Here is a 24,441-nt window from a genome sequence, read left to right as displayed (position 1 = left end):
CCACAGTTACATCTTGTAGCGGCCCATATCATCGTCATTCAGATTTTCGAGCCACCGCCGCATCTCCTCAGCGTTCACATTCGGCGAACTGCTGGTAGCTTGTTTCGAGCTCTCGAGTACCTCGCGATTGACGTAGATCGGGCAATCCCAGCGCAGCGCCAGCGCGATCGCGTCGGACGGCCGTGCATCCATCGTCACAATCTCCCCCGCATGATCCAGCCAGATTACTGCGTAAAACGTATCATCGCGCAGCTCGGACACCACAACTTTGCGCACCACCGCATTCAGCCCACGAGCCATGTTTTGCAACAGATCGTGCGTCATCGGCCGCGGCGTAGCCGTCTTCTCCAACTCCAGCGCAATTGCATTCGCCTCAAATATTCCGACCCAGATCGGCAACACCAGGTCGCTCTCCACGTCTTTCAACACGATGATCGGCATATTCGTGACCGGGTCCATCATGAGCCCGCGAATCTGCATCTCCACTTCATCAGGAGCCTGGACGACGGGTTGAACCGAAGAGGGATTCATCAGTTGAGCACCACAAAATCAGAAGCACGTTGCACAGAAGCCACCGGCAACGCCTCTGCATCTTCTATCGCCTCGCCTACCAGGCAATTGGGCAATGTCTGCGTGATCCGAACCGGCAGGTAACTACCAATCGGCGGCCGAGCCTGCACAATCTGCGCAGTCGAAAAGTTCACCGTCTTGTTCTGAGTGCTACGGCCAACAACCTGATTGCGTGAAGGATTGTAGCTCTCCACCATCACCTCCTGCACCTCACCCAGGTGACGTCCGTAGTGCTTCCGCTGAATCTCCCGCTGCCTGTCCATCAAAATTCGTAGCCGCTCCGTCTTCACCTCGTCCGGAATACTATCCGCCATCGTCACTGCAGGCGTATTAGGTCGCGGCGAAAACTTGAATGCGAACACGGCATCATACTTCACCTCGCCAACCAGCGTGATGGTCTCCTCAAAGTCTGCATCAGTCTCGCCGGGAAAGCCAACGATCATGTCGCTCGTAATGCTGATGTCACGCTTTGCCGCCTTAATCCAGTTCATCCGCTCCAGATACCACTCCCGCGTATACTCTCGCGCCATTGCCTGCAGCACAGCCGTAGAACCCGACTGCACCGGCAGATGGATGTGGTCGCAAAGCGTCGGCGTATCATCAATCGCCTGCACAATATCCCGCGTAAAGTCGCGCGGATGTGACGTCGTAAACCGCACACGCCTGATTCCCGGCAGCTCTCCTACCGCAACCAGCAGCTCCGCAAATGACATCCGTCCCGAAGGATCACGATAGGAGTTCACGTTCTGCCCAAGAAACTGAATCTCAGTGAACCCAAGATCCACCATCTTGCGAGCCTCCACTAGCACCGAAGCAGCAGTCCGGCTACGCTCCTTGCCACGCGTATACGGCACCACACAATAAGCGCAGAACTTGTCGCAGCCCTCGATGATCGTGATGTAGCCACGATGTGGATTCGACCGTGCCGTAAACTCCGTCTCAAACGTCAGCTCCGTCTGCCGGTCATCAAGCCCGGTAATCCGTTCCTCCCCAGCCTCGAGCCTCCGCAGCATCTCCGGCAGGTTCCGATACGACGCCGACCCCGCCACCATCGACACATAAGGAGCCTTCTCGAAGATCTTCTGGCCCTCCTGCTGCGCAACACAGCCCAGCACGGCGAACTTCTTTCCCTCACCCTGCAACTTCTTGTACTCATTCAGCCGATGAAACACCTTCTGCTCCGCCTTATCGCGAATCGAGCAGGTGTTATACAAAATCAACCCGGCCGCATCCTCGTCCTGCACACGCGCATAGCCCTGCTGCTCCAGCGTCCCGATGACCTTCTCCGAGTCATGGGCGTTCATCTGGCAGCCAAACGTCTCAATATAAAAAGTCTTACTCACACAAACTAGTATATCGCCCATGGTCCAGTGGTTTTCATTAAACTGCGATCTGTGCAAGCTGATTCGCGCGGGCACCTGCGTACTCGCTATAAGCCGAAACCGAATTCTGCCAACGTCTATGTTGACATGGTGTACAACCCATGGCCATTCTGATTGTTAAGACCCTCTCACTTGCAGCGAACGTCGCCGATTTTGCAGCCAATGCACAAGGCAATGTGTTCTGGGTTTGACATGCCCACACAAGGTGGTGATTTCGGCCCGGTCCGGAACTGGTTTCTTTGAAGATCTGCCGTATTCAGCTGCGAGGCGCGTCGTGTGGCTCCCTGCAAATTCTGCATCGTTGGCTGCATATCGATTTCGATGCAGCGCGGGTTGCGCGATGCTGAAGCTGAGGTGCTGCCACCATGCGCAGAGAGTGTATATGGGCAACTTTGTGCACGCTGCTCACTTTGCCGCTCGCATCGTGCTCACGCGTGGTAGCGCACGCGAACACGACGCCTTCTGAAGGCGTGCCAGTACGTACGGCGCGGGCTGTGCTTGAAGATGTACCCCTTGAAATCGCAGCCGTTGGGAACGTGGAGGCAATCGAGAGGGTGGAGGTGAAGTCGCGTATCGGCGGCCAGATTAGGAGGGTTGTCTTCACCGAAGGACAGCAGGTCACGAAGGGACAGCTTCTGTTCACAGTCGATCGCGACACGCTCTATCGTCAGCAGGCGCAGCAGCAGGCGGAGTTGGATCGTGACGCGTCGATGGAGCAGCAGGCGGAAGCGGTGGCGGCGCGGGATGCGGCTTCAGAGAAGCAGCGCAGGTCCGAGGCAGAAACTGCGAAGAAGCTGGGCGACCTAGGCGTCCTCTCGGGCCAGAGTGTCAGTCAGGCTGTTTCGACAAGCGATTCGGCGAGCGCGGGTCTGCACGCAGACAAGGCGGCGATGGCGGCCGCAGCGGGTGCCGTCAAGGCTGATCACGCGCGGCTGGCCCAGACTCAGTTGCTGTTGAACTTTGCCGATGTGGTGGCGCCGATCTCCGGCCGTGCTGGTGCCGCGATGGTAAAGGCTGGCAACGTAGTCCGGGAGAACGACACAACGCTGGTGACGCTCCTGCAGCTTGCCCCGATTCACGTGACGTTTGGGATTCCAGAGCAGGCACTGGTAGATGTCCAACGCTTGAGCGCGCAGGGACCGCTCGAGGTGGAAGCGGGTACGAGTACGGGGGCAATGGCGAAGGGTCGTCTCGACTTTATCGACAACGAAGTGGATGCGGCAACCGGGACAATTCGGATCAAAGCGAGCTTCGCGAACGCCGACGGTGCGTTGTGGCCCGGGGAGTTCGCAAACGTGCGGCTGCGGCTTCGAGTTGAGAACGGAAAACTTGTCGTGCCGGAGTCGGCGGTGCAGCAGGGTATCGATGGACGATATGCGTGGCGAGTGAAGGCGAACCTCGCGACGATGGTGCCCGTAACGGTAGAACGAAGCTACAAGCAGCAGGCGCCAAACGGGAGTGTAACCTCACTTGCCGTGCTGGGAGGCGGCGGTCTGCAACCAGACGACGCGGTCGTAACGGAAGGCCAACTTCGTCTCACGCCGGGCGCACGAGTAACCACGATTGGAGACAGACGATGACCTCTCTCCGTGACGAATCGGGCCGCCGCGCGCCTATTTTCTCTTAGTCGTTCAACGAGGGATAACATGCGATGTTCCGAATTCTTCATCCGGCGCGCAACAACGACGACACTCCTTATCACCGCAATCGCGGGTTTCGGTCTGCTAAGTTATCTGTCATTGCCGGTCAGCAATCTGCCGGAGGTGGAATATCCGACGATCTACGTCTCGGCGGAGCTACCGGGAGCTAATCCAGATGCGATGGCCGCGACGGTGGCGACCCCTCTCGAGAGTGAGCTTTCTCGTATACCCGGTATCGAAGGGATGACCTCGTCGAGCACCGTTGGAAGCACGAACATCACGGTACATTTTGCGCTAAACCGCAGCATCGATGCAGCTGCACAAGACGTGCAGGCGGCAATCTCACGCGCAGGCGGAACTCTTCCCACGGGAATGCCGGCGCCACCGTCGTACTCCAAGGTCAACCCGACAGACAACCCAATCGTTTGGCTTGAACTCCACTCGCAGACGATGTCCTACGAGGAGTTTTCGCGTTATGCAACGCAGATCGTCTCGAAGCAGATCTCGATGGTCAACGGCGTATCGCAGGTAGAGGTATATGGGCCTGAGCGGCCCGCGATTCGAGTTCAAGTCGATCCCGCTCGGCTTGCCGCTTATGGACTTGATCTTGAACAGGTTCGCGTAGCGCTGACATCAAACAGCGCAAGTCTGCCGACGGGCACACTGTACGGCGCTACTCGCGACTACTCGCTCGAAGCCAAGAGCCCGATGACGACTGCGAGCGAGTTTTCCGATCTGGTCGTCGCGTATAGGCAAGGCATGCCACTGCGGCTGAATCAGGTGGCGATGGTCTTCAACAGCACAAGTAATGACAAGCGCACCTTCTGGATCAACGGACAGCGCAGCGTGATTCTGGCGGTCCGTAAGCAGCCAGGCGCTAATACAGTGGAGGTGGCGGATGCGGTCAAGGCCGCGGTGCGTGGGTTGATTGATACCCTCCCGCCGGGAGTAGTTTTTGGACGCGTCTCAGATGACTCAAGGATTGTGCGCGATTCGATCGCCGAGGTGGACCGCACCCTCCTATTGACCGTCTTACTGGTAGTCCTGGTGATCTTTACCTTCCTCGGCACGCTCTCGTCTACCCTGATCGCGAGCGCGACGATCCCGGTCTCGATTCTCGGATCCTTCATTGTGATGCGGCTATTGAACTACACGGTCGACATGTTCTCAATGATGGCGGTGACCTTGTCAGTAGGTTTTATCGTTGATGACGCGATCGTGATGATCGAGAACATCGTGCGGCATCGCGAGATGGGCAAGTCGAAGATGGTGGCTGCGCTCGACGGTGCGAATGAGGTAGGGTTCACCGTCCTGTCGATGACTGTGTCTCTAGTCGCCGTATTTCTCCCAATTCTCTTTTTGAACGGTGTGCTTGGGCGCCTGCTCCGCGAGTTTGCAGTGACAATTTCCGTGTCGGTTCTATTGTCCGGAGTCTCAGCGCTAACGCTGACGCCGATGCTTTGCAGCCGCTTTCTAAATACGGAAAAGAAGGATGACCACTGGTTTCATCGCTGGTCGGAACGCAACTATGTAGCCTTCGAGACTGGCTATCGGCGCTCGCTCGACTGTGTGCTGAAGCATGCGAGAGCAGTGCTGGTCGTAAGTCTCGTAATGACAGCGATGACTGTATGGCTATTCTTCATAGTACCGAAAAGCTTCATGCCTGCGGTGGATATCGGAGGGTTCTCGGGAACGATGGAGTCAGCCGATGACAACTCGTTTGCTCAGATGATCGCGTATGGAGAACAAGTGAATCGCGAATTGGCCAAAACGCCGTGGATGGATAGCAATCTATCCGGAGTCTTCGCTCAAAACCAGGGATGGTTGTGGGTGAACCTGAAGAACGATCCACACCGTCCAAACGTGAAGACGATCATTGCGGATCTGCAGAACAGACTTGATCGAATACCGGGGCTGAAAGTGTATCTGCAGCCGGCGGATCTTGTTGACCTCGGCGAGAACGAGACGCGATCGCAGTACTCTGCAGCGCTCTCGGGGCCAAATGCAGAAGATATCTATCGCTGGGCTCCGCGGCTAAAGCAGACGCTGGAAGGGGTGAAAGAGCTGACGAATATCTCGACGGATCTGCAGATGAGCGCGCCACGCGTAAACGTAGATATCCGTCGCGACCTCGCCATGTCACTGAATGTAGATCCTGAGAAGATCGCAAATACGTTGTATGACGCTTATGGGAACCGGCGTGCGAATACGATCACCGTAGCCTCACAGCAGTACGATGTCGTGCTGGAGGTGGCGCCGGAGTATCAACGCGATCCTGCGTCGCTTGGGAGCATCTATGTGGCGTCCAATACAGGGCGACTGGTGCCATTGTCGACAATAACCACTCTGAATCAGACGGTGGCTCCGCTAACCGTGAACCACCTCGGACAGTTCCCTTCGGTCACGTTTCACTTTGATCTGCGCCCGGGCGTGTCCCTCGGTGCAGGAACAGATGCGGCAAGGCGAGCGGCGGCCCGGTCGGGACTCCCCGCGTCGATGAACTTTACATTTCGTGGGACGGCTGCGCAGTTTCAGAGCTCCCTGAAGGGTCTGGGACTTCTTTTGGTGATCGCAGTGATGGTGATCTACATTGTGTTGGGCGTGTTGTACGAGAGCTTCATCCACCCCATCACGATTTTATCGGGGCTGCCGCCCGCAGCGATTGGCGCGTTGCTGACGCTCCTTGCATTCGGGCAAGACCTGAATCTCTACTCGTTCCTGGGGATCATTCTGCTAATCGGCATCGTGAAGAAGAACGCGATCATAATAGTTGACTTTGCGCTGGCTGCCGAGCGCGAAGGAGGAATGCTACCCGAGGAGGCAATTTATAAAGGCTGCCTGCAGCGCTTCCGTCCGATCATGATGACGACCATGGCCGCTCTACTGGGCGCTGCTCCAATTGCATGGGGCCACGGCGTCGGGGGAGAGGCGCGGCGTCCCTTAGGAATCGCAGTCGTTGCCGGTTTACTGCTCTCTCAGTCCCTCACTCTCTACGTAACGCCGGTGGTGTACCTATACCTCGATCGCTTTCAGCGGCGTAGAGAGCACGCACCTAAAGAACCTGAATTGGCAGCCGCCGAAAGGTGAGGTGGGGAAGGTTTGGTGGCACCAACCGGGATCGAACCCGTACTCTTCGCCATGAAAGGGCACTTTCGGAGCTTTTCTAAGCCTTTATCGCATTGTGACTTCCGCCTGTGTTCAGAGCAAGCATAAGTACGTAAGTAAGGATGCTGCGCGATCGACCGCCCGACACCCCCGCAGAGATCGGCAAGTCGGAATTCTGGCGGGTGCGGCAAATTGCCCTCGAAGCGAAAACACGAGGCGGTAGGATCTTGCCGGTGACGGCGGAGGTGCATTGTTGCTTGCGATCAACTTGGCTGCGGTGGAGCAAAACAATGACACCTAACGCGTCAGAAAGGTCAGAGCCTGTCATCAGATGTTCCGGTGTCCTTCAACACAACCATTGCAGCGTTACGTCCGTTAATTCCGATGACGCTGCCGCCTGGGTGTGTGCACGCTCCGCAGAGGTAGACGCCTTGCATCGGCGTCCGCACGGACAGTCGATTAGACCACATGTACGGAGGTAGACATTCGCCTTGGAATATATGACCGCCCGTAAGGCCCACCTTGCGTTCTATATCAGGAGGGCCGAGGACCTGAGAGTCCAGCACCGCATCGTTGATATTGGAGCAGAAGCGTGAGAGCGACCCAAGTGCAAGTTGGCGAACTTCTTCGCGTCTTTCATCCCACGTACCGCACGAAAATGCATAGGGAACGTATTGGGCAAAGATGCTCATGGTGTGCAGCCCCTCCGGGGTAACCGTTGCATCGTGAATGCTCTGAAAGTACAACTCGCACCATAAGTAGTCTGGTAGCTCCCCTAGCTGTGAGGCGACAAAGCCGGCCTTCCATTCAGCTTTGGTAAGTGGCGCATTTATCTGCCCGTAATGATGCGGTTGATTCTTTCCTGGACGGGCTGTAAAGTCAGGCAGCTCACGCAGCAGGACGTTCAGTTTCACAGTGCAACCCTCAATTGGAATCTTCTCGACACACTTGCTCCACGCAGTATCTGCCGCGGTTCCGAGCAGCTTCTGCGTTCGTCGCGGATCAGCATTCGAGATCACAATTGGAGAAAAGATGCGCTCACCGCCCTCGAGGATTACACCTTGTCCAGGAATGATCTGCCCGACTGGAACACCAGTCGCGACGATTGCTCCTGCTTCACGTGCGGCATCGCAGAAGTAAAACGAGACCATGCCCATGCCGCCTTTGACATAGCCCCACATACCAGGCATTCCGCCAAGCCGGCCTGAAGAATGATGAAATCGGATTGAAGCAGTGCCAGGAGTGAATGGGCTCGCATTCGTACCAATAACTCCTTGACCCAGGTACGCAGTCTGTAGGCGTTCATCATTCAGATAGCGTTCGATAAACTCAGCCATTGACCAATCGAAGAGGACATGCCTCGCCTCCCGATCGGTATTGAGCCGCTCTTCAATCTGTTCGCGAGTAGGAGGTTCACCGATCCACAAGTCTCTGTCACCTACAGGCCGCAAAGCGTCACGCAATCTGCGGATGACATCATTCATTGCACGCCAACCTTCTACATCTCCAGGAGCGAAGCTGCGAATCTCGGCCTCGCATCGCTGATCATCGTCCCATAGCTGAATGCTGGAGCCGTCGAGGAACGGAACAAAGAGCCCATTGACCGCAGGAGTCCACTGAAAACCCCGTCCGGGCAGGTCCAACTCTGAGACGACGAGTGGATGCAGCAGACCGGCGAGATAGGCGCATGGAGACATGCGTACCCCGGGAAAAGGTTCTTCAATAGTGCAAGCACCGCCTACTCGGTTTTGGCTCTCAAGCACGAGGACGCTCTTGCCTGCCTTCGACAGATAGGTTGCGCAGGCAAGCCCGTTGTGGCCTGCTCCAACTACGATTGCGTCCCACCTGCGCAAGGCAAGTTCGCGTATCGGTGCGGGCAAGCCTATTTCCCCGAGTTTAGCTGCTGTTGGTGATCGCATCCTGACAGTATCCACGTTGAAGTAGGGGTGTGGGAAGCTCGGCTCAGAAAAGTTCGCATTGCTCCAGAATGTGACGGGAAGCACGTCATCTTATATCCGTCGCTGAAGCTTATCCTTAAGGTTGGCTTAAGCATCTATCGGCGATACTCTCTCCATGCGTATTCTTCTCGTCGAAGATGAGGTCAGGTTAGCGGAGAACGTGGCGGCAGCTCTTCGCGAGATTCCAGGTTACGCTGTTGACTGTGCCTCGGATGGTCAGATAGGTGCGTCGTTGGCGAGTAATCGTTGTTATGACCTCATCATTCTGGATTTGATGCTTCCTCTGCTAGACGGTCAGGGAGTTCTCAGGAAGCTTCGTGCCGACAGCGACCTAACGCCGGTGCTGATCCTGACTGCGCGCGGAGAAGCAACCTCGATCATCGAACTCCTGAATACAGGTGCCGACGACTACTTGGCTAAGCCCTTTGACCTCGGAGAGCTAATTGCGCGTTCCAAGGCTCTGATTCGACGAGGCAAAGGTGTTGCGCATCCTCTACTGAGACTCTCGGACGTTGAACTCGACACGCTTCAGCAATCTGTCACTCGAGCCGGGCACCTGATTGACCTAACACCGATGGAATACCACATCCTCGAATATCTGATGCATCGACCGAAGGTGATCGTTTCCAAGCGGGAGCTCCTTGAGCATCTCTACGACTACAACTGGGAGCATCACTCGAACGTGATTGAGGCACACGTTTCCAATCTGCGCCGGAAACTGGACTGGGGGGCCACAGAGCCAAGCATTGAAACCCTTCGAGGCCGTGGTTACCGACTATCTCTAAGGGAGCAGCCACGCGGATGAGACTTCGGTCCATAAAAACGCAGCTCATCGTTTCGGTCCTTCTCGTCGAGCTAGCTTCGGCAGTTTTAGGAACCACTCTTGTAGTTCTGTACGAACGACACGCCCGATTTCGCGCTTTCGATATCATGCTGCGCGGTCGCGCTGATTCGCTTCTTGGGGCTGTTCAGGATGCCGAGGACGCTCAAGATAGCGTTATGCTCGACGGCAGCGAGATCAATCTGCCGCATGACGACATCTATGAAGTCTGGGATGAAAACGGACGCGTTCTGGGGCATTCGCCCGCGTGGAAGATTCCAGGCGGTTCCAATGTCTTGGCCACATCGTCAAAGCAGTTTGACAAGATCCGCGTGAATGGCACGCGATATCGAACAATTCAAATGGACGGAGTACGGGTAGTCGATCCAGGAGATAAAAACGGAGGAGTACGGCGGCGCGTGACGATCGTTTATGGTTCTCCGACAAGACCCGCATGGAAAGCAGTGTGGAATGCTGTTTTATTTTATGGAGCGACGAGCTTGATTCTTGTCATTCTTACAGGAGTGGTCATGTTCTGGTTGCTCCGGAGGGGGCTCGCACCTCTCGACGAGCTTGCGGCACAGGCATCCGGCCTTTCTGTTAACTCGTGGCTTTTTGCACCGTCCGATCGAATTCGCGAAACAACAGAGTTGGCTCCGCTCGCGACGGCGCTAGAGACTGCGATGCAGGGACTTGAACGATCCTTCAAACAGCAACATCAATTTGTCAGCGATGCCACGCACGAGTTGAAGACGGCAGTCGCAGTGATTAAGTCGTCTCTTCAACTGCTCTCGATGAAACCAAGAGCCCCGAGTGAGTATCAGACCGGACTCGAACGGTGTCAGATCGACTGTCGACGTATCGAGGAGATCGTTGTAAAGATGCTCACCCTTGCCCGCGTTGAAAGCAACATGACAGGCACAGCAGATCATTCAAGCGTCCTCTCGACGAACCTCGGCCAGATCGTAAAGAGCGTGGTGACGCAGCTCGAGACGTTCGCCGAACTCAACAGGATTTGTATTGAGGTTTTGGTTTCCGACGCTTTTACATTGGACATTGAGGAAGATGAGTTGGAATTACTCTGCTCCAATCTGCTAATGAACGCGCTACAGCACAGCAAAGCAGGAGATGTTGTACGCGTGATAGGAAGATCGGTCGGCGGCTGGCTGGAGTTGGTTATCTCCGATCAGGGTGGTGGCATAGAAAAAGAATTTCTTCCCTACATCTTCGACCGCTTTTACCGGAATGATTTCTCGCGCAGTCGACGAACTGGTGGTACCGGTCTTGGACTCGCCATTTGCAGAGCTATTACAAATAAAGCCAACGGCACAATCGAACTTCGAAGCACACCGGGCTCAGGAACTACGGTAGTTGTCCGATTACATCTCGATCGCAATTCTTGTACTCCGACCGGGATCACTGCGGAACAAATTCCGTCAAACGAGACCAAATCCTCTAGTTGTTAGATAAAGGTCCTTCACTTCCCTATTCTTCAGGCTGTCTTAAGGTTTACCTGCGATAGTGAGCGTACTGGCAGCGAACTAGTCGCAGAGCAAGGACGGAGATCTATGATCACAAAGAAAACCTGTGCAGCTTTTGGAAAGCTGGTCCTAGCCACAGCAACCTTAATCTCGTTAAATAACGAACAGGCAATAGCTCAAAAGCCGTTCCAGCTTCAAGCTAAATGGGCCGTCGGAGGGGAAGGAGGTTGGGACTACCTTGCTGTGGATCCAGCCATGCCCCGCCTTTATCTCACGCACGGTACTCGCGTCGAGGTTCTAGATACAGATACCGGAAAGCTCGTTAGCAACATCTCCGGCCTAAAAGGGACTCACGGCGTTACATTTGACGACACTGGTAAATTTGGCTATATCTCCGATGGTGGCGCGAATGCTGTCGTTGTCTTTGACCGTGCATCTTTTGAAAAAGTGGCATCAATTCCCGCCGGCACGAATCCGGATGGCATAGTTTTCGAACCCCGTTCTAAGACGGTGTGGGCTTTCAACGGTCGCAGTAAAAATGCAACTGTCATAAATACAACTCAACGTACCGTTGTCGCCACAATTCCTCTTCCCGGGAAACCTGAATTTCCTACTGTCGATGGTGATGGCACAGTTTTTGTAAATATCGAGGACAAGAACGAGATCGTTCGGCTGGACGCTGCTACAACTACGGCAACAGGGACTTGGCAACTTACCGGCTGTGATTCCCCATCAGGTATGGCAATTGATGTCGCCGGACATCGTCTGTTTTCGGTCTGCGATGGTAGGAAGATGGCCGTAACCGATTCGAAATCTGGTAAGAGCCTTGCTACACCGGCCATCGGAGAGGGTCCGGACGCGGCTGGCTACGATGCCGCTCACAAGCTAGCGTTCTCATCGAACGGAGATGGATCTCTGACTATAGTTGACGCCGCTAAGAGCGACTACCCAATACTGCAATCGCTCGCGACAATGAGGGGCGCGCGCACCATGGCGTTTGATCCGAGAAGCGGGCGAATCTATCTTGTCAGCGCAGAGTTCGGCCCCAAGCCCGCCGCAACCCCGGAAAACCTACACCCACGTCCCTCTGTTGTACCGGAGTCCTTTATCGTGCTGGTGGTCGGGCGCAATTAGTTATGATCAATCGTTTAGAGGCGGATCGTCGACCTAAAAGAGATCGTAGTAACAAGAACAGGCCACTAATAGTAGCAACTTTGTTACTATTTCATGTCCCTGTCCTGCTCCGCGGGCAAGAGACGGTGGCTGAATCAACGCAGTCGCCCACAGCTGCACCAGAGGGAATCGTATCGGTGCATATCACGCTTGACGAGGCGATCTTGCGTGCTCGAAACAATGAACCCGCGTTTGCCGCAGCGGTTGCCGCGAGTCGGGTCAGTAGTCTCGACCGTTCAATTGCGCGTGCGACCTTGCTTCCGAATGTTACTTACCATAACCAGTTCATATATACGCAGGCCGCCAACGGAGCAACCGGATCAAACAATGCTAGTACTAACTCTCTTTCTATAGGTTCTGCGCCACGTTTTATCGCCAATAACGCTGTGCACGAATACACAAGCCAAGGAATCATCTCTGAGACCGTCGGCCTTCAGCAAGTTACGGCAGTATCCCGCGCCGCGGCTGCAGCAGCAGTAGCGTCGGCCGAATTGGAGATAGCTCGACGAGGTTTAGTGTCTGCAGTAGTTGGGCTCTTTTATAGCTCTCTGGCAGCCGACCGCAAATTGATCGTCGCTCAACGCTCGTCACAAGAGGCCTCAAGCTTTACCGCGCTCACGGAATTAAGGGAGAGCGCTCGGGAAGCAGCTCATGCGGACGTCGTCAAAGCGCAACTGCAACAGCAGCAGCGCGTAAGAGATCTCGCCGACGCAGCGCTGCAGGTTCAGAAGACAAGGCTTGAGTTGGGGGTTTTGCTTTTCCCGAATCCGCTATCACCATTCACCCTTACGGTATCTCCTGTCCCGGCGCCTCTCGCCAGCTGGACCGAAGTTGAGACGGCCGCCACTCGATCTAACCCGGAGCTCCAAAGCGCTATGAGTTCTCTCCGCGTCAGCAATCTTGATGTGAGCTCGGCCCGCGCGGCGTATCTGCCGGATCTGGGCCTCAACCTCGCCTACGGTATCGACGCGGCACAGTTCGCGGTCAACGGTAGGGACGGCGTCCGTAATCTTGGCTATTCTGCTACGGCTACTCTTGATATCCCGGTCTGGGATTGGCTCTCGACACAACATAGGGTACGGCAAGCCCAGATCTTACGTGACGCCGCCAAGACAACACTTACGGCAACGCAGCGCCGTCTCACAGCTCAACTTGACGAATTTTACGCCGAAGCATCGGTCGCACGAGATCAACTGCAATCGCTCCAAGTCAGCGCTCAGACAGCGAGAGAAAGCCTTCAGCTCACGCGCTTGCGCTATACCGCTGGCGAAGCTACCGTCCTCGAAGTCGTAGACGCACAAAACTCGCTAACCAATGCCGAGCTCGCGCGTGAAGATGGAACCGTTCGCTACGAGACCGCGCTTGCCAATCTGCAGATCCTCACAGGAACGATCTAACCATGACCATTATCCGAACATATAGAGCCAATTATGCGTTGACTACCATTCTTCTTGGCGCCTTCTCGTTTTTGATAACTGGATGCAAGAAAGCTGAGGAATCGACTGCTCCGGAAGTCACCGTCAAGGCCGTTCATCCCCAGATTGGAAGTATCTCCGAACAGATCACGGCTGACGCCACGCTCGCACCGTTCGCGCAGGCAACTCTCTCGCCCAAGGTAACAGCTCCGGTTCGGAAGTTTTATGTTCAACGAGGATCGATTGTCAAAGCAGGCCAACTGCTGGCAACTTTGGAAAACAGGGATCTCGAGGCAGCTGCGCTCGACAACAAAGGAGTGTACACATCCGCTCAAGCCGCCTACGAAACGGCGACTCGTGCTACGGCACCAGAAGACTACACAAAAGCACAACTCGATCTAACCCAAGCTAAGGGCATGCTCGACCTCAATCAAAGTATCGTATCGGCCCGGAGTCAACTGTTCGCCCAGGGAGCTATCCCGGGGCGTGATCTCGACACGGCGAAGGCGACTCTCGTGCAATCACAAGCTGCCTATGACATCGCCAAACAACATTTTGAAACTATTCAGAAGGTGAGCCACAAGGCCACGTTAGAGAACGCTCAAGGGCAACTCGCATCTGCTCAAGGAAAGTACCTGGGGGCCCAGGCACAGCTGAGCTATACGGAGATGCGAAGCCCGATCAGTGGTGTCGTTACGGACCGTCCTCTTTTCGAAGGCGAAACTGCTGCGGCCGGAACACCAGTTATCACTATCATGGACACATCGGCGTTGTTAGCCAAGCTGCACATCTCCCAAATGCAATCGCAGCAACTGACCCAGGGAGCTCTTGCCGAAGTCACGATTCCGGGAGTTTCCGACCCCGTAGCAGCCAAAGTTTCCCTTATTAGTCCGGCTCTTGATCCGGGGAGCACCACCGTTGAAGTTTGGATTCGCGTCGAAAATCCAAAGAACCTCTTTAAAGCAGGTACAGCCGCGCATGCCGTCATCACGGGCCGTACCGTGTCTAAGGCTTTACTCATACCTTCCGAAGCCGTTCAGACAGCAGCCGACGGCACGACAAAGTCAGTCATGGTAATTGTTGCGGACGGATCAGCGCGCAAACACACAGTTGTACTTGGCATCCAAACTCCCGAGACCGTTCAGGTACTCAGCGGCATCACCACTGCCGATACTGTAATAACAACGGGAGCATATGGGCTAGATGATGGAACAAAAGTGAAGATTGGAGCAGATGCTGCCGACAAGCTCGACTCCACCGGCGCGGACACGAAGCCCGGACCCGGGAAGAAGGACGATTAGTGACGCCAATGATCGAAGTCACTCCCGTTCGTCAACCGCCCAAAGACTTCTGGATCTCTTACGCTTCAAAACCTATCTTTTTCTTTTTGATCGTCCTTACAGTCGCTGGTATATACGGAGCCGTCCAGGTTCCAATCTCCGTTTTCCCCGATACTAACTTTCCTCGCGTTGTCATCGGTGTCGACAACGGTGTGATGCCTGTCGAACAGATGCAGGTCACAATAACCAAGCCGATCGAAGATGCAATAAATAGCGTCCCCGGTCTGGTCACCGTCCGTAGCACTACCAGCCGAGGCTCAGCCGAGATCAGCCTTTTTTTCGACTGGAGTGTCGACATGTATCGCACGCTTCAACTTACCGATGCGGCACTTTCCAAGGTACAACGGTCACTGCCCACAACCGCACGGATCACCGCCAACCGTCTCACTTTTGCTACCTTTCCCGTCCTCGGGTATGCGCTAACCACAGATGCCGACGCTTCAGGAAGAGATCTGGTATCGCAGACTCAACTGTTTGAGATCGCCACCTACGATCTCAAACCACCTCTGAATCGCGTCAACGGCGTAAGTACTGTCGTCGTGCAGGGAGGCAAGGTTCCCGAGTTTCACGTAATTCCGAACCTCGCCCGCATGCAGGCAGCAGGGATGACTCTCCTCGACCTCGTAAATGGTATTCAAGCATCTAACATCAGCGACTCACCGGGACTTTACGAGGCAAACCACCAACTCCTCCTGGGCCTCGTTGGTGCTCAGGCCCACAACAGCTCCGAGTTGTCCAGTCTTGTCATCAAAACAACACCAAACGGCGCTCCCATCCGTGTCGCAGATGTAGCCGCAGTGCAGCCAGCAACGATGCCGGTCTACACAATGGTCACCTCGAATGGCAAGCCGGCCGTCCTTCTGAACATCGCCCGCCAACCTTTATCCAACACTGTTAAAGTCGCAGACGCGGTCGCCCATGAGATCGCTCAGTTGCAGACTAGACTTCCCCGCGGGGTTCATTTGGTCTCGTTTTATGATCAGTCCGAACTCGTCCGGGAAGCAATCGCCAGTGTTCGCGACGCCATCCTTGTTGGTCTGATTTTGGCATGCGTCATCCTTTTTCTGTTCCTGCGCGACTGGAGTTCTTCGCTAGTAGCTGGGCTTGTCATTCCAGTCACGATCGCGATTACCATCCTGTTCCTTTGGCTGATCGGCCAATCGTTTAACCTGATGACCCTGGGTGGTCTTGCCGCGGCGATTGGCCTTGTCATTGATGACGCAATCGTTGTCGTCGAAAACATTGTCGTCCACCAGGATCGCGGAGAGCCCCGAATCGAGGCTGTTCGAAAAGCTCTTCGCGAGATCACAACACCCCTAGTCTTCTCCACCATCACGCCGGTCGTCGTCTTTCTTCCGCTCATAGCCGTTACCGGTGTCATCGGAAGCTTCTTCCGCGCATTGGCCGTCACAATGACGGTGGCGTTGCTCACTTCGTTGGCTCTGGCGCTCACGTGGACTCCGGCTCTCTCATTGCATCTCCTGCGACGCAACAGAAACGCCATCTCTCCCAGTGCAGCTTCACACTCTGTTGTTGATGATCAAATTCAGGGCCATGAATTTGGTCTGGTCATGCGCAAAATCTTCCGTCTTCATGGTCGCTTGCTGATGTGGGCTCTGGCGCGGCCCTTTCTTCTTAGCGTGGCTTGTCTTGGCGTCGTCATTGTCGGATATTTCAGCTATCGTGCACTTGGAACAGACTTGTTACCCGAGATGGACGAGGGCGCCTTTGTCCTCGACTACTTGACGCCAGCCGGCACCTCACTCTCTGAAACGAATCGCATTCTGCTTCATGTGGAGCAAATTCTGCACAATACGCGAGAGGTAGAGATAACTTCTCGCCGGACTGGTCTGCAGATGGGGCTTGCGGCTGTCACCGAGGCTAACTTCGGTGACTTCACCGTTCGACTCAAGAAGCGACGCTCACGCTCAATCGACGAAGTGATCGCAGACGTTCGCGAGGAGATCAAGAAAACGGAACCAGCCCTTGACGTGGAATTCACACAAGTCCTCCAAGACATGATTGGCGATCTCTCAAACTCACCCGAGCCCATCCAGGTCAAGCTCTTTGCGTCCGACGCAAATCTTCTCCACGAACTCGGGCCGAAGGTTGCAGATGCTATCTCAAAAATTCCCGGCGTAGTTGACACGCAGAACGGCGTCGACAATACAATCTCAGGTCCGGCGACCAGCTTTCAGGTCGACCCAGTAGTAGCTGGAAGGCTCGGGTTTACACCAACAGAAGTTTCTGAGGATGCGACGGCGATCCTCGACGGCCTTCCCACCAACGACCCTATGATCGTCAACGGCCGACCCTATACAATCCGCGTTCGCCTTCCCGACGACTCACGAATTTCGCTCGATTCCATTCAGAACACGGTTTTCAACTCAAGTACCGGCCGCATGGCCAGCCTCGGGTCCCTCGCTCAAGTTACTCAGCTTCCCCCACAGAATGAGATCCGCCGCGAGAACCTACAACAGCTTGTTCTCGTTAGTGGTCGCCTCGAAGGCTCCGATCTTGGCACTGCGATGACGCGTGTTCGTTCCACCGTTCAGTCCCTCAACCTACCGCCCACCGTGCGAGTAGAGTATGGTGGGACCTACCAGGAGCAGCAGAAGTCTTTTGGTGACCTTGCCCGAGTGCTGGTTCTGGCTCTAGCTCTCGTTTTCGGCGTTCTCCTAGCAGAATTTCGCAACTTCGCTGCCCCGGTCGCTATCCTTACCAGTTCAATCTTATCTATGACGGGAGTCGTGGTTGCGCTCCTTCTCACGGGCACCATCTTTAATGTCGCCAGTTTTATGGGGCTCATTATGGTCATCGGTATCGTCGCGAAAAATGGCATTTTGTTGCTCGATGCAGACGAAAGATATCGCAATGAGGGAAAACTTCATGGCCGGAATAGGCTGTCCGATCGGCCGGATGTGGTGTTGAGCAATACCAGCGACCGAGCCGATACGGATCTTGCTCGTGAAGCCATGTTGCATGCTGCACAGCGCCGCCTCCGGCCAATCTTCATGACTGCCGTTGTGGCTATCTGCGGAATGCTTCCCCTCGCATTCGCACTAGGTGCAGGTTCGCAGATGCTTCAACCTCTTGCTATAGCTGTTATAGGCGGTCTGTTGCTATCTATCTTTCTCAGCCTCGTCGTAACGCCGGTGATTTACTACAACCTCACAAAAAGCATTAACTAAAAGGGTCTAATAATTTTTGCGAACATTATCCAGCGCAGCAGGTCTCGACCCGATCACTAATATCGAATCTCTTGATTCGGTTTATATTCCTCCCCAAATTTGTTTTTATGGTTTGCTAGCGCGTCGCCTGTAGCTTGTAGCGTGATGTCGTCGAGGCGTAGAGGTTGAGACGTAACCTGGATGATGCGTTCAGCCGTGGTCTGATCGGCCGGTTGACCGTTTTCGCTCCACACATTCAGCCGGTAGTTTCCGGGCGGTACATTGTGGATGGAAACCGTGCCGTTCTCTCCTGAGATCCCATAGTAGGGAGTGCTCAGCGCCAGGATAACTGCTCCCATCTCCGGATGAATGTTACAGAAGATATAGGAGACACCTTCGCGATCGAAACGCACGGAACGGGTTGTGCCCGATTCATATAGGCCTAGATCGAACCGTTTGCCGTTGAAAAGTGAAAAAACATTGTGAAAGAAGGGATCTTCATTAGGAAATTGCACGGAGGCGCCGGTGGCGACGACAAGCAGATGAGGCGTGAACATTTTGTGCTTCTGGACGAGACGGTATACCGGTTGACTCACCGGCGACGGAGATATCGTAGTTGTTGGCTTCAAAGAGGAGAGCCATATGACTACATTGCCGGTGCTGAGTGTCTCATGATCCTTCCTGGCACTTGCAGATGACGATGCACGCACGAGGATCTTTGTGGACACCTCCACGCCCTGGGCTCGTAACTGTGGCATCGCAAGCGCCGCCAGGAGGCACCAGTATGGGACGGTTCTCGACCTTGGCAGCTTACGCACTTTCTCAATCTCCTAGAACTGATATCCCGCCGAAAGCGAGAAGATGTCCGCCGAAGTACCAGCACCATAAATAGGCCAGGTCCATATTCTTCGATACTCAGGGGAGAAGATGATATAGGTCTTGGGCTTGAAAATTAGGTTGGCGACGACCATCTTGTTACGTGCGCGCAGTTGCACCTCTGTGGCAGTCGCCGGAAATTGGAGGCTGTGAAAATCGCCTGCGAAGCCGTCGTCCAGACCAATACTCGCGTTCGCCTCGAGGGACCGGCCGAAGCGCGTTTTAAACTGAGTCCAACCGCCTATCGCGTTCAAGCCGCGATAGGGGTTTCCTCCAGTGACAGGATTGACACCAATGAGAATGTCTTTATAAACCCCGCCGCCCAACCCGCCCAGACCCAAGCCACGATATCCCTCTCCACTGACTTCAAAATGGTCGCCGAGTGGTACTCGCCAGTCCGTTGTAACCGCCCAAGTATCCAGATTTTCTCCGTAGGGATAACTCTGTCGACTGTAATATCCGCTGAGCCCGACCTGAAAAGGATGTTCGTTGAATGAATCTCCGTAAGAGTTTTTGGTCGGGGTCCCATAGGATATGCGCGATTCATAAGCCGGTTGTTTGGAATATTCCCCAGGACTGGGAGCTCGGAATAGCAGATTCGTGCTGTAACCGGCGGTCGGCGGATCCCACAAACCTAACTCGAATTGCAGCTTCCTTGTCGAATGAAGCGGGATCTGGTGTGCATAGCGCAATTGAGGCGACCAAGTCCACAAATTTCCTGCACCCGCCAGGCTGGGCTCGGCAACAGTTGCATAAGAGGTGGGCGACAACGGAGAGATCAAAGGCCCTACCATCCCTGCCTGAATTGAATCGTGATCCCAATCGAAATTGATACTAGCAGTCCTCATGCGGACGATGCCAGCTGAGGTTGCAGTGCTGCCATAAGCGAGCCCACCGAAGAAGTCCAGGTTCACGTCAGCAGAAGTTCTTGCGCCAGCGATCCTAGGTCCAAAACCCTGCAGACCTAGAATGGTTTGACGAAAACTTGCCCCAGCACTGCCATCGCCCGAGTCGTTGCTTCCGGCGAGGGCAACCTCAGGTAGATCGATATTATCGACAATACCCTTGTTAATAAAAGAGTTGAAAAGGATCAGGCCCGTAACGCGAACGGGATACTTCGAATCGCTTTCGACCTTCGTCTGCTCATGAAGCTTGACTTGCTCTTCCAGAGTTTGCTGCCTCTCCTGTAGGTCTTCGATCGCCGAAGCTGTCGTCCTTGCCGTGTCGACTTCATCCTTGTGGAGAGACTGTTCGGAAATCGGTTTGGTTGCAGCGAGCTGTCCTTTGATCTGGGAGAGTTCTTGTCGTAGTTGTTGAATTTCCTTTCGAGACTGCTCGAGCTGCTGATTAGCTTCATCTAGTGATGACGATATTGCTTGCAGTCTTTGCTCCATTTTTGAAGACGGACCATTTGCAGGTGAAGAGGACGAAGATGCTGGAACCTGTGCAAGTATTGTCGATTGCGCGTGCGACGAAGCGCACACTCCAACTAGTATCAGACAAGTGAGAAGTAAAACACTGATCTCTCTCATTCTTCAACCTTTTTCATGGACTGGGATGTGTGCGACCGAGGTCTTCTTCTCAACCGCGACGCCAAGCGCCTGTAGCGCTGCTCTTGGCAGGTTAATCGTGAAAACGGTATTACCTGCCGTGGTCTCCTCGAGTTCGATCCCGCCGCCATGCTCTTGCGCAATTTGCTGGGCAAGGGTTAAGCCAAGCCCTGTGCCGCTCTCCCTGCTCTCGCTTACGAACGGCAAGAATATCTTTTGACGAACAAGAGCGGGTACACCTGGACCATTGTCGGCAATTCTAATCTGAATCGACCGCTCGCTTTCGATGAGAGCCAGAGTCACTGCGGCCGGACCCTGACCACGCTTTGCGGCCTGACATGCGTTAAGGAGCAGATTGTAAACCGCACGTCCCAGTTTTTTTGCGTCGACCCACGCTTCGAGCGACGATAGGCCGTTCAAGGTTATTTTGACGTCCCGGCCCGCAGGATGGGAGCGGACCATGTTTACCGCTCTCTGGATCATAAGCGTAATCGATTCGAATTCCGGATGGAGTGCCCTCCCGGTTTGAGTAAAGAGAAGGAGCGAATCGAGAAGATCGGTCATTCCCTGTACGGCCGTCTGTACTTCGAGCATCAGCTCTTCTCGTTCCGGCTGAGATATATTGGCGCCGCTCATAAATTCGGCGTTTGCATACATTGCGGAAAGATAGTGCCTCAGATCATGTGAGATGGAACTCGCCATTCTTCCGATCGTCGCAAGTCTCTCCGAGTCCAGAAGCTCCCGCTGTGTGCGGCGTAACTGAATACGCATACGTTCAAAAGCCCTGCTTAACTCCCTTATCTCCGACGCACCGTCTTCACTGAGTTTATAGTCAAAGTTGCCTTGAGCGAGAGCCCGAGTCCCTTCCACCAGCGTGCCAATAGGACGCGTGAGATTGCGTAAGATCGAGGCCAGCATTCCGGATCCCACGACCAACGCTGCGAGAGCAAGCGCCAACACCCAACGGTTCACTCGATCCAGCAATTGCGTCGCCTGTTCAAAGGACTTAAGCACAACAAGCTGTGGAATCTCCGTTGGACTCTCCTCTCCAACGGAATTCGTGAGTCGTTCCGATGCCGCCAGATATTCCATCTTTCCAAGTTGAATTTTCTTGTCCTGGGTCGATATCTGCAACAGATTCCCACCCCGCGCAACGAGCTGTTGCTGTAATCCCAGACCTAGCGTGCTGACTACTACTCTGCCGTTAACTGCGAATGCAACCTGTGCCGCAGCTGCTTCACTCACCTCGCGGGCAACATACTCATCAATGGGATATCCCACAGCCACAGATCCGAGAAAGGTCCCGTGCTCTTTTGGTCCAAAATAGAGTGGCTGGGTCGCTATCTCGTAGATACGGTCGCCGAGAGAGAGCAGAATTGGCTCGCCTGGTCTGTGGCGGTCTGCCTCAAGCCCACGTGCCACGCCTGAACGATCTAGCGCGGCACCTCGATTGTAGGACACAATGAGCTTCCCGTTTTGATCAAGCAACGCGAAGAAATCGCATCCGCTCACCTGCCAGAATTCTATCCCACCATCCGCGATCGTTCTCGGATCGTAGGTGGTCATCAGTGACTTTAGACTAGGCAAGTCGGCGAGGAGAGCAGATTCGCGCGCAAGCAGTTCACGCTGCTGATGTTGAATATTCTGGTAGGTCTTTACTGAGTGCCGGAGGTCGGATGCGAGGTCCGCCTTCGTCTGCTGCTGCACTATTGTTCGGATTACGAGAAGACTGAGTAGCGTGCAACCAAATGATAGGACGACCAGCGGGATAAGCAACGTCGTTCTCATCCGTAGCCTATCCATCAACTTCGTCCTCCCATGAGCGGCGGCGAAATCAGTTTCCGCGGACGAATTTGTAGCCAATGCCATGGATAGTGCGGAAGTATACAGGCTTTCCTGGATCCACCTCCAACTTCTGCCTTAACTTCATAATGTGGTTGTCCACTGTGCGCGTTGTCGGGTACGACGTGTAGTTCCAGACATCGTTGAGCAGCTCTTCCCGCGTAATGACTCGCTCAGCATGTTCGACAAAATACTGGAGAAGCTTGATCTCGTGCGCTGTAAGGACCACTGGAGCACCGTCTTTGAAAACCTCCATCCCGGAGAAATCCGCTGTCACGTTTCCGAAACTAACCCGGCTGATCGCTGCCGGCTTTCGAGTCCTTCGAATTGCCGCCTGTACCCGTGCCATGAGCTCGCGCGGACTAAAGGGTTTTGTTACATAGTCGTCCGCGCCCAACTCCAACAACAAAACTTTATCGGCGACCTCAGAAACTGCGCTAAGAACAACAACTGGAGTACTCGCGGACCAGCTCTTGATGCCTTTGCAGACCTCGAGGCCCGACATGCTCGGTAGCATGAGGTCGAGAACAACACCGGCAGGTTTTAGGCTCTTACAGGTCGCTAAGCCCTGCGCGCCATCGCCGGTCACATGTACGTCATAACCTTCGGTGGTGAACTGCCGATGAAGCGCTTTCTGTATGCGAGGATCGTCTTCAATAACCAGAATCAAGCTCACTTTTTGCTCCTCAGGAATCTCAATATCGGATCTGATTCCCAACTTCTTTATTTTATCGAGATCATGAGGTTTCTCTGGCGGTTAACCGCACAAGTATCTCACTCGTATCATCAAATGACAAAGCCCTGACATCTCAGAGACATTTTGCGCCCAACTGAGATGCACCACCAAACTAAATAGGCGTGAGTTAGGTCCTCAGGAGTTCTGAACAGAAACACGAATAATTGTTATCCTCATTGAAGCTGCTCCGAATATTATCGGCGGCACGCCGAATCAAGAACCGGCTGGGTGGAGCTCCACCGTCTCATTTCTCTTCGCCGCCTGCATCGATCCTTCTCGAAGATCCACATAAACAACCATGAGCTTATTAGCAATTTCTCCCAACGAAAATCTATCCAGATTCTCTGAGATTCGCCTAGGCGTATCAAGTGCATCACAAATTACCGCGGCCAGAGCTGACACCTCCTTCCCCGAGTTCAGGTCAAAATAGTGACAGGCCTCTCCCCCTATCTCACGGAACGTCGGAATATCAGAGCATACAACACGACTTCCACAAAGCAGCCCTTCGACTACAGGTAGACCGAACCCCTCCATCAAAGACGGAGCTAACAATAAGTCACAGCTTTTGTAAAGCCACGCCAATTCTTCATCACTCACACTGTCCATCATCTTTACGCGATCTCCCAAGGCTTCTCGCTCTATGACGGCTTTGATCGCGCCTGTCTCTGGACCGTGGTTCCCCAATAAAACCAGCAACGTCCGTCTTTCTATCCTACCTTTTTCCAATAGCGTTCCAAACGCCCTAAGCGCCAGTGGTATATTTTTGTTCGCCCGGTGCTGAGCCACCATTAAGAAAAACGGTTGCCCCTTAATGACAGGCGCACTCGGTCTATCGGAGTCGATGTTGACACAGTTGTGGACTACTACGCTCTTCCGTTGGGCAATCTTGGGAAATCGCGTCGCTAATCGGGACAACGTGGTCTCAGAAACACAGGCGATCAAATCAGCCTCTTCGAGGCAACGTTGCAAGAACGCTCTATTGAAAAACACTTTTGGAAATCCGAAATTATGTGGCTCGTCGTAAGGATACAGATCGTGTAGCGATACGACCACAGGACAATTTAGCGCGCTCCGACGAATCGGCACAGGAAAGGAAAGATGAAGGATGTCTGCGGCCAGAGCATCCAGGAGTTTTGGCAGCTCCCATAGGTACCACAAATTGCGCGTAAACGCATCGTTACGAGTGTCAACTGTTACGATATTTACCTTGGTGCCTTCTATCCGAAATGAGTGCCTGAAATATTCCTCTTGCCATTTCCCGATGACCAAGGTGACTTCAGAGATCTCTCTCCGACTAGCCGCACAGCACACGAGGCTATACGCGTGCCTGCAAATGCCGGAAGGGCCAGTTGATGATGAGAGTGCGGTAATGAGAATATTCAT

The 24,441-nt window shown here is 54.3% G+C and carries 16 protein-coding genes; 8 read left to right on the top strand and 8 right to left on the bottom strand.

Going from position 1 to position 24,441, the window contains the following annotated elements:
• Positions 1–6: 6 nt before the first annotated feature.
• Both RBB77_RS13155 and miaB read right to left on the bottom strand, forming a co-directional pair.
• Positions 7–531 (bottom strand): bifunctional nuclease family protein, encoded by a 525-nt coding sequence (locus RBB77_RS13155; RefSeq protein ID WP_353062208.1) that lies wholly within the window; start codon positions 529–531, stop codon positions 7–9.
• Positions 531–1,913 carry a tRNA (N6-isopentenyl adenosine(37)-C2)-methylthiotransferase MiaB gene (miaB, locus tag RBB77_RS13150; RefSeq protein WP_434557063.1) on the bottom strand — a complete coding sequence of 461 codons (1,383 nt, stop codon included), beginning with the start codon at positions 1,911–1,913 and terminating at the stop codon, positions 531–533. The genes RBB77_RS13155 and miaB overlap by 1 nt, the downstream gene beginning before the upstream one ends.
• 509 nt (positions 1,914–2,422) lie before the next feature.
• On the opposite strand from miaB, the gene RBB77_RS13145 reads away from it, so the two are divergent.
• Both RBB77_RS13145 and RBB77_RS13140 read left to right on the top strand, forming a co-directional pair.
• On the top strand, positions 2,423–3,532 hold the full coding sequence (locus RBB77_RS13145) for an efflux RND transporter periplasmic adaptor subunit (protein ID WP_353062206.1): 1,110 nt from the start codon (positions 2,423–2,425) through the stop codon (positions 3,530–3,532).
• A gap of 66 nt (positions 3,533–3,598) precedes the next feature.
• Entirely contained in the window at positions 3,599–6,679 is a 3,081-nt protein-coding gene (locus tag RBB77_RS13140; protein WP_353062205.1) for an efflux RND transporter permease subunit, read from the top strand.
• A 332-nt stretch (positions 6,680–7,011) separates the two neighbouring features.
• Here the strand turns inward: RBB77_RS13140 and RBB77_RS13135 are convergent, their stop codons facing one another.
• On the bottom strand, positions 7,012–8,577 hold the full coding sequence (locus RBB77_RS13135; RefSeq protein ID WP_353062204.1) for a phytoene desaturase family protein: 1,566 nt from the start codon (positions 8,575–8,577) through the stop codon (positions 7,012–7,014).
• 193 nt (positions 8,578–8,770) lie between these two features.
• On the opposite strand from RBB77_RS13135, the gene RBB77_RS13130 reads away from it, so the two are divergent.
• The 6 genes from RBB77_RS13130 to RBB77_RS13105 all read left to right on the top strand — a co-directional run bounded on the left by RBB77_RS13130 (position 8,771) and on the right by RBB77_RS13105 (position 18,075).
• A complete protein-coding gene (locus RBB77_RS13130; RefSeq protein WP_353062203.1) occupies positions 8,771–9,460 on the top strand; it encodes a response regulator transcription factor in 690 nt (229 codons plus the stop codon).
• Positions 9,457–10,941, top strand: coding sequence for a sensor histidine kinase (locus RBB77_RS13125; protein WP_353062202.1), 1,485 nt, complete (start codon positions 9,457–9,459; stop codon positions 10,939–10,941). The genes RBB77_RS13130 and RBB77_RS13125 overlap by 4 nt, the downstream gene beginning before the upstream one ends.
• A 102-nt stretch (positions 10,942–11,043) precedes the next feature.
• The gene (locus tag RBB77_RS13120; protein WP_353062201.1) at positions 11,044–12,090 is read left to right on the top strand and encodes a YncE family protein; all 1,047 of its coding nucleotides are present in this window, start codon (positions 11,044–11,046) and stop codon (positions 12,088–12,090) included.
• Positions 12,091–12,092: 2 nt separating this feature from the next.
• The gene (locus RBB77_RS13115; protein WP_353062200.1) at positions 12,093–13,526 is read left to right on the top strand and encodes a TolC family protein; all 1,434 of its coding nucleotides are present in this window, start codon (positions 12,093–12,095) and stop codon (positions 13,524–13,526) included.
• 38 nt (positions 13,527–13,564) lie between these two features.
• Positions 13,565–14,845, top strand: a complete 1,281-nt coding sequence (locus RBB77_RS13110) for an efflux RND transporter periplasmic adaptor subunit (protein ID WP_353062199.1) — start codon at positions 13,565–13,567, stop codon at positions 14,843–14,845.
• Positions 14,846–14,853: 8 nt separating this feature from the next.
• Positions 14,854–18,075: an efflux RND transporter permease subunit gene (locus tag RBB77_RS13105; RefSeq protein ID WP_353067624.1), complete on the top strand. Its 3,222-nt coding sequence runs from the start codon at positions 14,854–14,856 to the stop codon at positions 18,073–18,075.
• Positions 18,076–18,131: 56 nt separating this feature from the next.
• Here RBB77_RS13105 and RBB77_RS13100 read toward each other — a convergent pair whose 3' ends face one another.
• The 5 genes from RBB77_RS13100 to RBB77_RS13080 all read right to left on the bottom strand — a co-directional run bounded on the left by RBB77_RS13100 (position 18,132) and on the right by RBB77_RS13080 (position 24,441).
• Positions 18,132–18,611 (bottom strand): carboxypeptidase regulatory-like domain-containing protein, encoded by a 480-nt coding sequence (locus RBB77_RS13100; RefSeq protein ID WP_353062198.1) that lies wholly within the window; start codon positions 18,609–18,611, stop codon positions 18,132–18,134.
• Between the two features lie 273 nt (positions 18,612–18,884).
• Positions 18,885–20,324: a hypothetical protein gene (locus RBB77_RS13095; RefSeq protein ID WP_353062197.1), complete on the bottom strand. Its 1,440-nt coding sequence runs from the start codon at positions 20,322–20,324 to the stop codon at positions 18,885–18,887.
• A 141-nt stretch (positions 20,325–20,465) separates the two neighbouring features.
• Entirely contained in the window at positions 20,466–22,268 is a 1,803-nt protein-coding gene (locus RBB77_RS13090; RefSeq protein WP_353062196.1) for a sensor histidine kinase, read from the bottom strand.
• A gap of 46 nt (positions 22,269–22,314) precedes the next feature.
• A complete protein-coding gene (locus tag RBB77_RS13085; protein ID WP_353062195.1) occupies positions 22,315–22,998 on the bottom strand; it encodes a response regulator transcription factor in 684 nt (227 codons plus the stop codon).
• A gap of 273 nt (positions 22,999–23,271) precedes the next feature.
• On the bottom strand, positions 23,272–24,441 hold the full coding sequence (locus RBB77_RS13080; protein WP_353062194.1) for a glycosyltransferase family 4 protein: 1,170 nt from the start codon (positions 24,439–24,441) through the stop codon (positions 23,272–23,274).

This window comes from Tunturibacter psychrotolerans (assembly GCF_040359615.1).
GTDB lineage: Bacteria > Acidobacteriota > Terriglobia > Terriglobales > Acidobacteriaceae > Edaphobacter > Edaphobacter psychrotolerans.
The sequence above is the reverse complement of the archived record's forward strand: the minus strand, read 5'-3'. Positions and strand labels throughout refer to the sequence as shown.